12 protein-coding genes are annotated in these 13550 nt (G+C 73.2%); 5 read left to right on the top strand and 7 right to left on the bottom strand.

Annotated elements, in window-relative coordinates; translation table 11 throughout:
- Window positions 1-57 precede the first annotated feature (57 nt).
- The gene (locus KGD84_RS03895; protein ID WP_220564748.1) at window positions 58-2016 is read left to right on the top strand and encodes an acyl-CoA dehydrogenase family protein; all 1959 of its coding nucleotides are present in this window, start codon (window positions 58-60) and stop codon (window positions 2014-2016) included.
- Between the two features lie 38 nt (window positions 2017-2054).
- Complete coding sequence (locus KGD84_RS03890; protein ID WP_220564747.1) at window positions 2055-3281, top strand: winged helix-turn-helix domain-containing protein; 1227 nt, start codon at window positions 2055-2057, stop codon at window positions 3279-3281.
- A gap of 51 nt (window positions 3282-3332) precedes the next feature.
- Here the strand turns inward: KGD84_RS03890 and KGD84_RS03885 are convergent, their stop codons facing one another.
- Entirely contained in the window at window positions 3333-4475 is a 1143-nt protein-coding gene (locus KGD84_RS03885) for an acetyl-CoA C-acetyltransferase (RefSeq protein ID WP_220564746.1), read from the bottom strand.
- Between the two features lie 149 nt (window positions 4476-4624).
- Here KGD84_RS03885 and KGD84_RS03880 point away from each other — a divergent pair, with 149 nt between their 5' ends.
- A complete protein-coding gene (locus KGD84_RS03880; protein ID WP_220564745.1) occupies window positions 4625-4918 on the top strand; it encodes a hypothetical protein in 294 nt (97 codons plus the stop codon).
- Between the two features lie 181 nt (window positions 4919-5099).
- On the opposite strand, the gene KGD84_RS03875 is transcribed toward KGD84_RS03880, so the two are convergent.
- On the bottom strand, window positions 5100-7127 hold the full coding sequence (locus KGD84_RS03875) for an MDR family MFS transporter (RefSeq protein ID WP_220564744.1): 2028 nt from the start codon (window positions 7125-7127) through the stop codon (window positions 5100-5102).
- Between the two features lie 178 nt (window positions 7128-7305).
- On the opposite strand from KGD84_RS03875, the gene KGD84_RS03870 reads away from it, so the two are divergent.
- Window positions 7306-8448 carry an acyl-CoA dehydrogenase family protein gene (locus KGD84_RS03870; protein ID WP_220564743.1) on the top strand — a complete coding sequence of 381 codons (1143 nt, stop codon included), beginning with the start codon at window positions 7306-7308 and terminating at the stop codon, window positions 8446-8448.
- Between the two features lie 35 nt (window positions 8449-8483).
- Window positions 8484-8651 carry a hypothetical protein gene (locus tag KGD84_RS03865; protein ID WP_220564742.1) on the top strand — a complete coding sequence of 56 codons (168 nt, stop codon included), beginning with the start codon at window positions 8484-8486 and terminating at the stop codon, window positions 8649-8651.
- 52 nt (window positions 8652-8703) lie between these two features.
- On the opposite strand, the gene KGD84_RS03860 is transcribed toward KGD84_RS03865, so the two are convergent.
- The 5 genes from KGD84_RS03860 to KGD84_RS03840 form a co-directional block, all read right to left on the bottom strand.
- Window positions 8704-9945 carry a cation:proton antiporter gene (locus KGD84_RS03860; RefSeq protein WP_220564741.1) on the bottom strand — a complete coding sequence of 414 codons (1242 nt, stop codon included), beginning with the start codon at window positions 9943-9945 and terminating at the stop codon, window positions 8704-8706.
- Window positions 9946-10027: 82 nt separating this feature from the next.
- Window positions 10028-10792 (bottom strand): NPP1 family protein, encoded by a 765-nt coding sequence (locus tag KGD84_RS03855; RefSeq protein WP_255647029.1) that lies wholly within the window; start codon window positions 10790-10792, stop codon window positions 10028-10030.
- Between the two features lie 224 nt (window positions 10793-11016).
- Window positions 11017-11799: an amino acid ABC transporter ATP-binding protein gene (locus KGD84_RS03850; protein WP_277615501.1), complete on the bottom strand. Its 783-nt coding sequence runs from the start codon at window positions 11797-11799 to the stop codon at window positions 11017-11019.
- Window positions 11796-12656, bottom strand: a complete 861-nt coding sequence (locus tag KGD84_RS03845; protein WP_220564740.1) for an amino acid ABC transporter permease — start codon at window positions 12654-12656, stop codon at window positions 11796-11798. Before KGD84_RS03845 ends, KGD84_RS03850 begins: the two co-directional genes overlap by 4 nt.
- A gap of 1 nt (window position 12657) precedes the next feature.
- The gene (locus KGD84_RS03840; RefSeq protein WP_220564739.1) at window positions 12658-13527 is read right to left on the bottom strand and encodes an ABC transporter substrate-binding protein; all 870 of its coding nucleotides are present in this window, start codon (window positions 13525-13527) and stop codon (window positions 12658-12660) included.
- Window positions 13528-13550 lie beyond the last annotated feature (23 nt).

The following is a 13550-nucleotide window of genomic DNA, read 5'->3' as shown; positions in this document are numbered from 1 at the left end:
CGGGTAGGGCTGTGATGCAGGCCACACCCAGACCCCTTCCAGGACGAGGTGACGACCATGTCCGCGGCCGATCCCGAAGCCCGAGCGCAGACCCCCGACCCCACCGCACCCGAGATCGACGAGCGTCGCGCCAGAGCGGTGGCCGAGCAGGCCCGCGAGGGCGCCTCGGACCTGCCCGGCTTCGCCAAGGAGCTGTACCTGGGCCGCCTACGCCTGGACCTGATCCACCCGATGCCCGTCCCCGACCGGGAGGACGACGAGCGCGGCGACGCCTTCCTGGCCCGGCTGCGCGACTTCTGCGAGGGGATCGACGCCCAGCGCATCGAACGCGAGGAACGCATCCCCGACGAGGTCGTGGCCGGACTGCGCGATCTGGGCGCGCTGGGCATGAAGATCCCCGTCGAGTACGGCGGCCTGGGGCTGAGCCAGGTGCACTACAACCGCGCCCTCACCCTGGTCGGCTCGGTGTCCCCGGCGATCGGCGCCCTGCTGTCCGCCCACCAGTCGATCGGCGTGCCCCAGCCGGTGTCCATGTTCGGCACCCCGGCCCAGAAGCGGGAGTTCCTGCCGCGCTGCGCCCGCGACGCCATCAGCGCCTTCCTGCTCACCGAGCCCGACGTGGGCAGCGACCCCGCCCGGCTGCGGACCACCGCAGTGCCCACCGAGGACGGGACCGGCTACCGGCTCGACGGGGTGAAGCTGTGGACCACCAACGGCGTCGTCGCCGACCTGCTGGTGGTCATGGCGCGGGTGCCGGAGGGGCCTGGGCACCGGGGCGGCATCACCGCGTTCGTGGTCGAGGGGGACTCCCCCGGGATCACCGTGGAGCGGCGCAACCGGTTCATGGGCCTGCGCGGGCTGGAGAACGGCGTCACCCGGCTGCACGACGTGCGGGTGCCGGCCGCCAACCGGATCGGCGAGGAGGGGCAGGGGCTGCGCATCGCCCTGTCCACGCTCAACACGGGCCGGCTGTCCCTGCCCGCCCTGTGCGTGGGGGCCGGCAAGTGGGCGGTCGGGATCGCGCGCGAGTGGTCGCGCGAGCGGGTCCAGTGGGGGCGGCCGGTCGGCCGGCACGAGGAGATCGCCAAGAAGATCTCCTACATCGCCGCCACCACCTACGCCATGGAGGCCATGCTCGACCTGGCGAGCAGGATGGCCGACGAGAAGCGCAAGGACATCCGCATCGAGGCGGCCATCGCCAAGCTGTGGGCGTCCGAGCACGCCTACCGGATCGCCGACGAACTGGTCCAGATCCGCGGCGGGCGCGGGTTCGAGACCGCCGAGTCGCTGGCCGCCCGCGGCGAGCGGGGGATCCCGGCCGAGCAGCTGCTGCGGGACCTGCGCATCAACCGGATCTTCGAGGGCAGCACGGAGATCATGCACCTGCTCATCGCCCGCGAGGCGGTGGACGCCCACCTGGCGGTGGCCGGGGACATCATCGACCCGGACGCGGACCGCGCGGCCAAGGCGCGGGCGCTGACCAGGGCGACCGGGTTCTACGCGGCCTGGCTGCCGACGCTGGCCGTGGGCCGGGGCCAGCTGCCGTCGGCGTACGTGGAGTTCGGGCCGCTGGCCGGGCACCTGCGGTACGTGGAGCGCGCCGCCCGCAGGCTGGCGCGGTCGACGTTCTACGGGATGACGCGCTGGCAGGGGAGGATGGAGGTCAAGCAGGGGTTCCTGGGCCGGGTGGTGGACATCGGCGCGGAGCTGTTCGCGATGAGCGCGGCGGTGGTGCGGGCCCGGCACGACGCCGACACCCGGCCCGAGCGCGGCACGACGCCGCTGGAGCTCGCCGACGCCTTCTGCCGCCAGTCGCGGCTGCGGGTCGAGGCGCTGTTCGAGGGGCTGTGGTCCAACACCGACGACATCGACGGCAAGGTGGCCCGCCGGGTCATGGACGACTCCTACACCTGGCTGGAGGAGGGCGTGCTCGACCCGTCGCTGCCCGGACCGCTGATCGCCCCGGCCGGGCCGGGGCCCTCCCGGGAGAAGGACCTGCACCGGCGGATGGGCTGAGGCGCGGATTGTCGGCGGCGGGGGCTACCGTGTTCGGCATGCCCGAACCGCACCCCCGCCGCGACGCGGAACTGTCCCTGTCCCAGGCCCGCCGGATCGCGATCGCCGCCCAGGGGCTGGCAGGCCCCCGGCCCGCGGGCACCCCGAACCTGGGCCACCTGGGCCGGGTGGTGGGCCGCCTGGGGATCATCCAGATCGACAGCGTGAACGTGCTGGCCCGCAGCCAGTACCTGCCGGTGTTCGCCCGGCTGGGCGGCTACGACACCGCGCTGCTGGACCGGGCGGCCACCACCGCGGCCAAGGCGAGCCCGGCCCGCCTGGTCGAGTGCTGGGCGCACGAGGCGAGCCTGGTCCCCCCGGCCACCCGGCAGCTCATGCGGTACCGCATGGAGCGCAACCGGGCCCGGGCCGACGTGGGCTGGATGAACAACGTCCACGTGGAGAAGCCGCAGCTGATCAAGGCGGTGCACGAGGAGGTCGCGCGGATCGGCCCGGCCACCGCCCGCGAGGTGGAGGCCGCCCTCGCCCACGACGTGCCGCGCGCCAAGGACCACTGGGGCTGGAACTGGTCGGAGGTGAAGAAGTGCCTGGAGTACCTGTTCTGGGTCGGTGACCTCACCTCCAACGGCCGCAACTCCCAGTTCGAGCGCCGGTACGACCTGCCCGAGCGGGTGCTGCCGGCCGAGGTGCACGCCGCGCCCCTGGCGGACGAGGCGGACGCCCACCGGGAGCTGGTGGCCATCGCCGCCCGCGCGCACGGGATCGCCACCGAGCCCTGCCTGCGCGACTACTTCCGGCTCAAGAGCGCGGAGTCGCGCCCGGCCGTCGCCGACCTGGTGGAGTCCGGCGAGCTGGTCCCGGTCCGGGTCCGGGGCTGGGACCGCACCGCCTACCTGCACCGGGACGCCCGGTTGCCGCGCAGGGTGGAGGCGCGGGCGCTGCTGAGCCCGTTCGACTCCCTGGTGTGGACCCGCGACCGGGCCGAGGAGCTGTTCGGCTTCCGGTACCGCATCGAGATCTACACCCCGGCCGCCAAGCGGGTGCACGGCTACTACGTGCTGCCGTTCCTGCTCGGCGAGGACCTGGTGGCCCGCGTCGACCTCAAGGCCGACCGCGCCTCGGGCACCCTGCTCGCCCAGCGGATCACGCTGGAGGACGGCGCCCCGGACGAGACCCTGCCGCAGCTGGTGGAGCACCTGGCCGAGATGGCCGCCTGGCTCGGCCTCCCCAACGGCCCCGGCGGCCCGGCCCTGGCCCGCCGCTGAAACGGCAGGGCCGCGCGGCCCCGGAGGGGCGGCGCGGCCCGGGGGCGCGGGTCAGACGCGTTCGATGATGGTGACGTTGGCCTGGCCGCCGCCCTCGCACATGGTCTGGAGGCCGTAGCGGCCGCCGGTGCGGTGCAGCTCGCTGACGAGCTTGGTCATGAGGACGGCGCCGGTGGCGCCCAGCGGGTGGCCCAGGGCGATGGCGCCGCCGTTGGGGTTGACCTTGGCCGGGTCGGCGCCAAGCTCCTCGATCCAGGACAGCGGGACCGGGGCGAAGGCCTCGTTGATCTCGGTGACGTCGATGTCGTCGATGCCCAGGCCCGCCTTCTCCAGGGCGATCCGCGTGGCCGGGATCGGGGCGGTGAGCATGTAGACCGGGTCGTCGCCGACCAGGGAGAGCTGGACGATGCGGGCCAGCGGGGTGAGCCCGTGCTGTGCCACGGCGCGCTCGGAGGCGATGAGCACGGCGCCGGCGCCCACGGAGATCTGGCTGGCCACGGCGGCGGTGAGCTCCCAGCCCTCGCGCAGCGGCTTCAGGCCGGCCATCTTCTCCAGGGTGGTGTCGGCGCGCACGCCCTCGTCCCGGGTGACGCCCGCCAGCGGGGCGGTCTGGGCGTCGAAGTAGCCCTCGTCCAGGGCCTTGGCGGCGCGCCGGTGGCTCTCCAGGGCGTACTCCTCCAGCTGCTCGCGCTTGAAGCCCCACTTCTCGCACATGAGCTGGGCGCCGCGGAACTGCGAGATCTCCTGGAGGCCGTAGCGCTCGACCCAGCCGTCGCCGTACAGGCCCAGGCCGTTGTCGATGGCGTACTGGACGTTGGAGCCCATGGGGACCATGCCCATGTTCTCGACGCCGGAGGCGACGACCAGGTCCTGGGTGCCGGACATGACGCCCTGGGCGGCGAAGTGGACGGCCTGCTGGGAGGAGCCGCACTGGCGGTCGATGGTGACGCCGGGGACGCTCTCGGGCAGCCCGGCGGACAGCCAGGAGGTGCGGGCCAGGTCCAGGGCCTGGGGGCCGACCTGGCTCACACAGCCCATGATGACGTCCTCGACCGCGGACGGGTCGACGCCCGTGCGCTCGACGAGCTCCTTGAGCACGTGAGCGCCGAGGTCGGCGGGGTGGACGGCGGCCAGCGCGCCCTTCCTCGTACCGACGGGGGTGCGGACGGCGCCGACGATGTATGCCTCGGTCACGGGTCCTCCAAGGGCCTGGGTGACGTTTCCTGTGAACCGAACTGTATTCGGTTTTGTGGATCCGGCAAGACCCCGGCCCCCCTTCACCGCCCGTTTCCCCTTCTGTTCACCCCGGTGTGCTGCCCTGGGACGGACGAGAGGAGACGCCGATGAGCGGGGTCGCCATGGCCCTCGGCGCGGCCGCGGGCACGGTGCTGTTCTTCCTCACCTTCGCCTCCGGGCGCCGCGCCCTGGCCTGGGCCGCGGGCGGCGGCGCGCTCGCCGCCGGGTTCTGGGCCGCCCGCCTCCTGGGGCAGGCGCCGCTGTGGGCCCTGCTGCTCACGGCGGCCGTCCCCGTGCTCCTGTGGGGCTGGCTCCACCTGGCCTCCCGCTGGGCGGACGCCGACGAGGAGGCCGCCCGCTACTACCCCGAGCTCACCGCCCCCGGCACCGACGGCGGCTAGGGCGCGTTCGGCGGATCATTCCGGGTCGCGGCCGCGGGGCCGCCTCCCGCCGCGCCGCCTGCGCTCGGACGGCCGAATCCGGGCCGACCCGCGCCGGCCGTCCTGCGAGAGATCGCCTCGCGGCCGCTCCCGGCATTCGGCGCGAGCGCCGGAACGCTCGGAGGCATCCGCCGGACACGCCCTAGGACAGGCGGTCCTCGCGGACCACGCGGCCCGCGTCGCCCTCGTCGCCGAGCGTCTCGGCGGTCATCCGCTCCAGCGCGGCCACCACCTCCGGGTGCCGCTCCGCGTCGTAGTCGTCGAGCAGGGAGCGCAGCGCCTCCCGCTGGGCCTCGAAGACGCGGCGGGCGGCCGCCTCCCCCTCGGGGCTCAGCTCCCAGGGCTCGCCCTCCCCGGTGAGGTGGCCCGCCTCCAGCAGCTCCCGGTGGACCGCCTCCCAGCGGTCGTCGGGCAGGTGGGACATCTCCACCAGCTCGGACACCCGCAGCGGCCCGGTCACCGCCAGGTGGCTCAGCGTCCAGCAGGCGCGGGGCGAGATCTCCAGCCCCGCGGCGCCGCGCAGCCGGGTGTACATCTCCCGCGCCCCCTCGTGGCCGCAGGCCCGGTAGATCTCCCGCTCGACGGCCTCCAGGGCGGTGCGCCCGCCCGAGGCCACCGGCGGGATGGACTCCCCCAGGTCGGCGGACTGCGACCCGACCGTGGTGCGCAGCGGCACCTCGGGCAGGAACACGGCGAGCACCAGCCCGACCAGCGCCACCGGCACCGCCCACAGGAACACCACGTCGATGGCGTCGGCGTAGGCCTGGAGGAACATGGCCTGCGTCTGGGCGGGCAGCGCGTCCAGGGCCCGCGGGTCGCTCTCCAGGGCGGCCGGGTCCACGCCCGCGGGCAGCGTCATCTCCCCGGCGCGGGCCGCCAGGTTCGCGGCCAGCTGCCCGGAGAAGACCGCGCCGAACACCGCCGTGCCGAACGATCCGCCGATGGACCGGAAGAACGTGGCGGCCGAGGTGGCCGCGCCCAGGTCGGCGTAGTCGGCGCCGTTCTGCACGACCACCACCACGACCTGCATGACCAGCCCCAGGCCCACCCCCAGGACGAAGAACGAGCCCCACATCTGCCACTCGGACGTGTCCGGTCCCAGCCGCGACAGCAGGAACAGCCCCACCGAGGTCACCGCCATCCCGGCGATGGGGTAGGGCTTGTACCGGCCGGTACGGGTGACCAGCCGCCCGGAGGTGATCGAGGTCAGGAACAGCCCGACCACCATCGGCAGCAGGAACAGCCCCGAGGCGGTGGGCGACTGGCCGTGCACGACCTGGAGGAACAGCGGCAGGAACGCCATCGAGCCCATCATCGCGAACCCGACGCACAGGCCGATGCCCATGGCGATCACCACGACGGGGTTGCGGAACAGCCCCAGCGGCATCACCGGCTCGGCCGCGCGGCGGGCCGACAGCCACCAGCCGAACCCGAGCGCGACGCCGGCCAGGGCCAGCACGAGGATCTGCGGCGACGCCCAGTCGTAGACGGCGCCGCCCCAGGAGGCGACCAGGGTGAGGCACACGGCGGTGGCGGCCAGCAGCACGATCCCGGCGTAGTCGATGGTCCGCCGGCCGGCGGGCCGGGTGGCGGGGAGCACCGCCAGGACGGCGGCGAACGCCAGCACGCCCAGCGGCAGGTTGACGTAGAACACCCACCGCCAGGACAGGTGGTCGACGAACAGCCCGCCCAGTAGCGGCCCGGCCACGCTGGAGACGCCGAAGACCGCCCCGAACCACCCCTGGTAGCGGCCGCGCTCGCGCGGGGAGACGACGTCGCCCACGATCGCCATGGACAGCACCATCAGCCCGCCGCCGCCGATGCCCTGGAGGCCGCGGAAGAGGATCAGCTGGAGCATGTCCTGGGCCAGGCCGCACAGCGCCGATCCGGCCAGGAACACGGCGATGCACACCAGGAACAGCGTCTTGCGGCCGAACTGGTCGCCGAGCTTGCCCCACAGCGGGGTGCTGGCGGTGACCGCGAGCAGGTAGGAGGTGATCACCCAGGACAGGTGGTTGAGGCCGCCCAGGTCGGAGACGATGGTCGGCAGCGCCGTGGACACGATCGTCTGGTCGAGCGCGGACAGCAGCACCGTGAGCATGAGCGCGGCCATGATCACCGCGATCCGTCCGCCCCGGTGCTCGCGCCGTTCCCTGCGGGTCTGGGCCATCGGCTCCGCCTTCCGTGTGCCGGTGCGGCCACCCTAGGAAGGGACGCAGGGCGCGAAAGGCGCGAAACACCCGGAAGGACGGGAACTTTGCCGCCGCTTGGACCCCCCTCTTCTAAACCGAATTCGATTCGGTTACTGTGGCGGCAACCGTGATCCACGACACCCTCGGAGCTGAAGCATGAAGCGGGAACTCTTCGACGCCGACCACGACCTCTTCCGCGAGGCCGTGGCCGAGTTCCTCAAGCGGGAGGTCGCGCCCTTCCACGACCAGTGGGAGAAGGACGGCATCGTCCCCCGCGAGGTCTGGCTCAGGGCGGGCGAGGTCGGCCTGCTCGGGCACGGCGTCCCCGAGGAGTACGGCGGCACCGGCCTGAAGGACTACCGCTACAACGTCGTCGTCAACGAGGAGGTGTGCCGGGCCCACGCCAGCGGCCTGGGCGTCACCCTCCAGAACGACGTCATCGCCCCCTACCTCGTCGACCTCACCGACGACGAGCAGAAGCGGCGCTGGCTGCCCGGCTTCGCCAGCGGCGAGATCATCACGGCCATCGCCATGACCGAGCCCGGCACCGGCAGCGACCTCCAGGGCATCCGCACCTCCGCGGTCCGCGACGGCGACGAGTGGGTCATCAACGGTTCCAAGACCTTCATCACCAACGGCATCAACGCCGACCTGGTCATCGTGGTCTGCCAGACCGACCCCGGGGCCGGGGCGCAGGGCTTCTCCCTCATCGTGGTCGAGCGCGGCACCCCGGGCTTCGAGCGGGGCCGCAACCTCGACAAGATCGGCATGAAGGCGCAGGACACCGCCGAGCTGTCCTTCCAGGACGTGCGGGTCCCGGCGGCCAACCTCATCGGCCGGGAGGGCCAGGGGTTCATCCACCTGCTCCAGAACCTGCCCCAGGAACGGCTGTCCATCGCCGTCTGCGCGACGGCCTCCGCCGAGTACATGCTCCGGCACACCATCGAGTACTGCCGGGAGCGCACCGCCTTCGGCCGCCCTATCGGGCGGTTCCAGAACACCCGTTTCGTCCTGGCCGAGTTGGCGACCGAGGTCGACATCGCCCGCACCTACGTGGACCGGGCGGTGACCCTGCTCGACCGGGGCGAACTCACCGTCGAGGACGCCGCCATGGCCAAGTGGTGGACCACGGAGCTGTGCAACAAGGTGATGGACCGTTGCCTGCAGCTTCACGGCGGGTACGGGTACATGATGGAATACCCGGTGGCACGGGCCTGGCAGGACACCCGCGTGCAGACGATCTACGGTGGCACCACCGAGATCATGAAGGAGATCGTGGGGCGCGGCCTGGGCCTGTGACCGGACCACCCCCGTCCAGAAGGGTCGAGTAGGTCATGAGCGGTGCGTGGGACGGCCTCATCGTCATGGGCCTGCTGGTCGTGCTGCTCGTCATCGGCGTGCGCAAGCTGCGGCCCAGGGTCCACATCCCCTGGAAGACCAGCGCGATCGTGGTCTTCTTCGTCTTCATGTGCCTGATGCTGTGGGCCTGGTCCTGGCGCTGAGCGCTCCGGCGGGGCCTCCGGGCCCCGGAAGGGGTGCCGGGCCCGGGCCGGGTCAGTAGTCCTCCTCCTCTTCCTCCTCGCGGCGCCGGGTCGCGGGGTCCGCGGGCCCCGCGCCCGTGGCCCGGCGCAGCAGGGCGCCGCCCGCCTGGGGCAGGATCAGGACGCTGAGCATGCCGGCCGCCACGATGGCCGCGGCGTGGGCGCCGTCCAGCGCGCCGTCGCGGGTGCCGATGGTGGTCAGGACCGTGAGCAGCGGCAGGGCGGTGGCCGAGAACAGCACCAGCGCGGGGCGCTGGTCGTCGGGGACGTCCCCGCGCGAGAACACGTATTCGGGTCCGCCCCGGACCAGCAGGAACGCCGCCAGCAGCACCGGCAGGAGCAGCAGCAGGAGCGGCTGGGCCAGCAGCGAGGCCAGGTCGAAGCGCACTCCGGTGATCACGAAGAAGACGGGGATGAGGAACCCGAAGCCGATGGCGTCCATCTTGGCCTCCACCTGCTCCGCCTCCTCCCCGTGGTTGATGGTGATCATGAGCTTGATGACGACCCCCGCCGCGAACGACCCGAGCAGGGCGTCCAGTTGCAGGGCGGACGCCAGCCAGACCAGCGCCACGATCACCACCATGCACAGGCGGACCGCCACCTGGGCGCTGGAGCCCAGGGTCGCCCGGATCAGGCGCGCCCACCACTCCGAACGCGGCCGGGTGGCCGCCCAGGCGCACGCCCCGGCCAGGGCGAAGAAGACGGCCAGCAGCAGGGTGCCCTGCCAGGGGCGGTAACCGCTGAGCAGCAGGGCGATCAGCACGATCGGCCCGAACTCGCCCACCGAGCCCGAGGCCAGGAACCGGGTGCCGAACGCCCCGCCCAGCGCCCCGGAGTCGCGCAGGATCGGCAGGACCGTGCCCAGGGCGGTCGTGGTCAGTGCCAGGCCCACGATCAAAGCGGTCTGGGACGCCCCGAAGGCCGCCCAGCCCAGGCCCAGCCCCAGGGCGACCGAGCAGGCCCAGGCCAGCAGGGCCCGGTTCAGCGGCCTGCCCTTGATCCGCCGGAAGTCGATCTCGTACCCGGCCATGAACATCAGCAGGGCCAGGCCGAGGTCGGCCAGCAGGGTGATCGTCTCGTTCTCCTCGACCAGGCCCAGCACCGAGGGCCCGAGCACGATCCCGAAGCCGATCTCCAGCACCACCGAGGGCACGAGCACCCACCGCGCCAGCCGGTCGCCGAGCAGCGGGGCCAGCAGGGCCGCCGCCAGCAGGGCCAGGAGCATGCCCATCGTGCCGAGTTCCGCGCCGTCCATGTCCCCCCGTCCCCCGGGCCCCCGTGCCCCGGACGTGGGAACACTACGTCCGGGGCGGCCCGGGGCGGCGGGGACACGCCCGCTACCCCCAGGGGTCGAAGTCGATGCCCGCGGGCTCGGCCCTGGCCAGCGCGCCCGGGAACGAGCCGTCCCTCAGGTCGAGCTGGGCGCTGCCGAAGTCGGCGGAGGCCAGGATGTCGCGGATGCCGGGCGGGAAGTGGTCCCAGCCGACCAGGTCCGGGTACTGCCAGACGCCGTAGTGGTTCTCCGGCGGGTCGTCGTGCCCGGCGGCGAACCGGAAGGCGTGGGTGGACGCGCCGTCCTTGTGGTAGACGATCTTGGGGTGGGTGCCCTCCCAGAGCACCCGGTCGGCCGGGCGGGTGTCGTAGTCGCCGTGTGCCGACGCGGACACGTAGCGGGCCTGGCCGCCGAACACCCACACCACGACGTGCTCCAGGTCGTGCCGGTGGCCGCAGCAGCCCGGCAGCACCTGGTCCTTCTCGAAGTACAGCGCGTACATGTACGCGCACCAGCCGCTGGGGTCGCACTTGGACCGGGAGTAGGAGTTGGTGTTGTCCAGGTCGGACCGGTCGCGGCAGTTCCCGTTGAGGGCGCCGGTGGTGTTCAGGCCGCCGTTGAGGGTGCCGTCCGGGCCGATGGCGGGGGTCGGGTAGCAGCCGTCGGTGTCGTAGTCGAAGGCCGGCTGCCACCGGCCCTCCTCCGCGGTGTGGGCGGCGGGCAGCGCCGCCGGGGGCGCGGCCAGGGCGATGCCGGGGGTGACGAGGACGAGCGCGGCGGCCAGGGCCAGGGCCCGGCGCGCCAGGCGGGAGGGTGCGCGTTGCGGCAAGGGGGGGTCTCCTCTCGGTGTCCGGCACAGGGGGCGTGCCGACGACCGGAACGCCGCACGGGGGTCGCGCGGTCACCATGGGTGAGCACGCGGGGCGCGGGTGGTGCCGGTCGGAGTCGATGACACCAGGGCCGGCGCTCCCCGCGCAACGGGGGCAACGCGGAGTTCCCCGGGTGTTCGGAACCGGGGCGGAGTGTTCCCCGCGCGTTCGGCGCGGGGAACGTTCACAGGCGGCCGGAGTCGATGATCCGCTGGAGGAACCGCCGCGTGCGCGGCTCGCGCGGATCGCCCAGCACCTGTTCGGGCGGCCCCTGCTCCAGGACGCGCCCGCCCTCCAGGAAGCACACCGTGTCGGCGACCTGGCGGGCGAACCCCATTTCGTGGGTGGCCAGCAGCATGGTCATGCCGTCCTCGCGCAGCCCCCGCACCAGGTCCAGCACCTCCCCCACCAGCTCGGGGTCCAGGGCGCTGGTGATCTCGTCCAGCAGGAGCAGCCGCGGCCCGTTGACCAGGGCCCGCACGATCGCCGCCCGCTGCTGCTGGCCGCCGGAGAGCCGGTCGGGGTACTCCTCCGCCTTGTCGGCCAGCCCCACCCGGTCCAGCAGCTCCCGCGCCTTCTCCTCGGCCTCCCGGCGCTCGCGCCGGTGCACCCGGCGCGGGGCCAGGGTGACGTTGTCCAGCACGGTCATGTGCGGGAACAGGTTGAACGACTGGAACACCATGCCGATCCGGCGGCGCACCCGGTCCGCGTCCACCCGCGGGTCGGTGATGTGCTCGCCGTCCAGGTGGATGGTCCCGTCGGTGACGGGCTCCAGCAGGTTGGCGCAGCGCAGCAGGGTGGACTTGCCCGAGCCGGAGGCGCCGATGAGCACCACCACGGCGTGTTCGGGCACGTCCAGGTCCAGCCCGTCCAGCACCGTGTTGCCGCGGAACTCCTTGCGCACCCCGCGCATGCGCAGCACCGGGGCGGGGCCCTCGATCCTGGCCGTCCGGTCCAGTTCGCTCACCGGGCCCCCTCCGCGGACTGGCGCCGCGCCGCCCGCAGCGTCACCTGGTCGGTGACCGCCACCAGCGGGACCGCCATGAGCACGAACAGCACCCCGGCGACGATGTACGGCGTGAAGTTGTAGGTCTGCGCGGTGGCGATCTGCGCGGCGCGGATCGCGTCGATGGGCCCGGCCAGCGAGATGAGGCCCACGTCCTTCTGGAGCGCCACCATGTCGTTGAGCAGCGGCGGCGACACCCGCCGCACCGCCTGGGGCAGCACCACCCAGCGCATCGCCTGCGGGTAGGTCAGGCCCAGGGACCGGGCCGCCGCGATCTGGCTGGGGTGCACCGACTCGATCCCGGCGCGGAACACCTCGGCGATGTAGGCGCCGTAGGTGACCACCAGCGCGATCCCGCCGAGCACCAGCACGCTCGGGGTGTTCTCCAGCCGCAGCCCGGGCACCCCGAACGCCATCAGGTACAGCACGATGATCAGCGGGGCGCCGCGGAAGCCGTAGGTGTAGGCGGTCGCCAGGGCCCGCAGCGGGAAGAACACCGGCCCCCGCAGGGTGCGCAGCACCGCGGCCAGCAGGCCGACGGCCAGCGCGCCCAGGGCGCAGAACACCAGCAGCCGCACGTTGAGCCACAGCCCGGTGAGCACCGCGGGCAGGGCCTCCGCCGCCACCTCGGGGTCGAAGAAGGTGTCGCGCACCCTCTCCCAGCCGGGAGAGCCGACCACGACGGTCACCAGGACGGCGCCCAGCACGGCGGTGGAGACCGCGCCGACCAGCACCGAGCGAACGCTCTGGCGGCGGCGCAGCGCGGCCCTCTCCGCTTCCAGGGCACTGGGAACGTGCGCGGGGACGTGTGCCGCCACGTCAGGCCAGCTCGGGGGCGTCCGCGGCCTCGGCCAGCCACTCCTGCTCCAGCTCGGCCAGGACCCCGCGCTCGCGCAGGGAGTCCAGGGCCCCGCTGACGCAGTCGGTCAGCGGCGAGTCCAGGTCCAGCACCAGGCCGAACTGCTCGGCGGCCTCCTCGGTGCGGGGCAGCTGCCCGACGATGACGGCGTCCTCCAGCTCGGCTGAGGTGATGTAGAACGCCGTGGGCAGGTCGAAGACGACCGCGTCCACCTGGCCGTTCTCCAGCGCCTGCTTGGCGTCGTCGTTGTTGTTGTAGACCAGCGGCTCGGTCCGCGGGTCCACGGCCTCCACCAGGGTGTCGTAGCTGGTGGTGCCGACCTGCGCGCCGATGGCCAGGCCGGCCAGGTCGTCGGTGGACTCCGCCTCGGCGGCCTCGGAGCCGGCCAGCGCCACGACGACCTGGCGGACGTCGTAGTAGGGGCTGGAGAAGTCGACGGCCCGCGCCCGCTCCTCGGTGATCGAGAACTGGTTGATGTCGAAGTCGAATTCCTTGGGGCCGGGCTGGATGGCGCTGTTGAACGCCACCGTCGTCCAGGTGACGTCCTCGGCGCTGTAGCCCAGTTCCAGGGCGACCGCGTAGGCGACGGCCGACTCGAAGCCCTCCCCGTTGGAGGGGTCGTCGTCCACGAACCACGGCGGGTAGGCGGGGCTGTCGGTGCCGATGGTGAGCACTCCCTCGGTGAGGGTGGGCAGGCCGTCGGGGGTGCACTCGACGGCGGCCCCGCCGCCGGATCCGGGGTCGGCCTCGTCGGCCGGGGTGCAGGCGGTGGCCAGCAGGACGGCACCGGCGGCGACGGCGCCGAGCGCGGGCAGGTGGCGGGAGGTCATCGGCTCACTCCGCGGGGAGGGGG

Origin of the sequence: Nocardiopsis changdeensis, from assembly GCF_018316655.1 — a bacterium.
GTDB lineage: Bacteria > Actinomycetota > Actinomycetes > Streptosporangiales > Streptosporangiaceae > Nocardiopsis > Nocardiopsis changdeensis.
The sequence above is the reverse complement of the archived record's forward strand: the minus strand, read 5'-3'. Positions and strand labels throughout refer to the sequence as shown.

Excerpts from the sequence above, each read along its gene's own strand:
- KGD84_RS03860 (WP_220564741.1), bottom strand. The coding sequence starts at position 9,945 with ATGGACGGCGCGGAACTCGGCACGATGGGCATGCTCCTGGCCCTGCTG.
- KGD84_RS03890 (WP_220564747.1), top strand. The coding sequence starts at position 2,055 with ATGCCCGAACCGCACCCCCGCCGCGACGCGGAACTGTCCCTGTCCCAG.
- KGD84_RS03840 (WP_220564739.1), bottom strand. The coding sequence starts at position 13,527 with ATGACCTCCCGCCACCTGCCCGCGCTCGGCGCCGTCGCCGCCGGTGCC.
- KGD84_RS03870 (WP_220564743.1), top strand. The coding sequence starts at position 7,306 with ATGAAGCGGGAACTCTTCGACGCCGACCACGACCTCTTCCGCGAGGCC.
- KGD84_RS03895 (WP_220564748.1), top strand. The coding sequence starts at position 58 with ATGTCCGCGGCCGATCCCGAAGCCCGAGCGCAGACCCCCGACCCCACC.
- KGD84_RS03865 (WP_220564742.1), top strand. The coding sequence starts at position 8,484 with ATGAGCGGTGCGTGGGACGGCCTCATCGTCATGGGCCTGCTGGTCGTG.
- KGD84_RS03880 (WP_220564745.1), top strand. The coding sequence starts at position 4,625 with ATGAGCGGGGTCGCCATGGCCCTCGGCGCGGCCGCGGGCACGGTGCTG.
- KGD84_RS03875 (WP_220564744.1), bottom strand. The coding sequence starts at position 7,127 with ATGGCCCAGACCCGCAGGGAACGGCGCGAGCACCGGGGCGGACGGATC.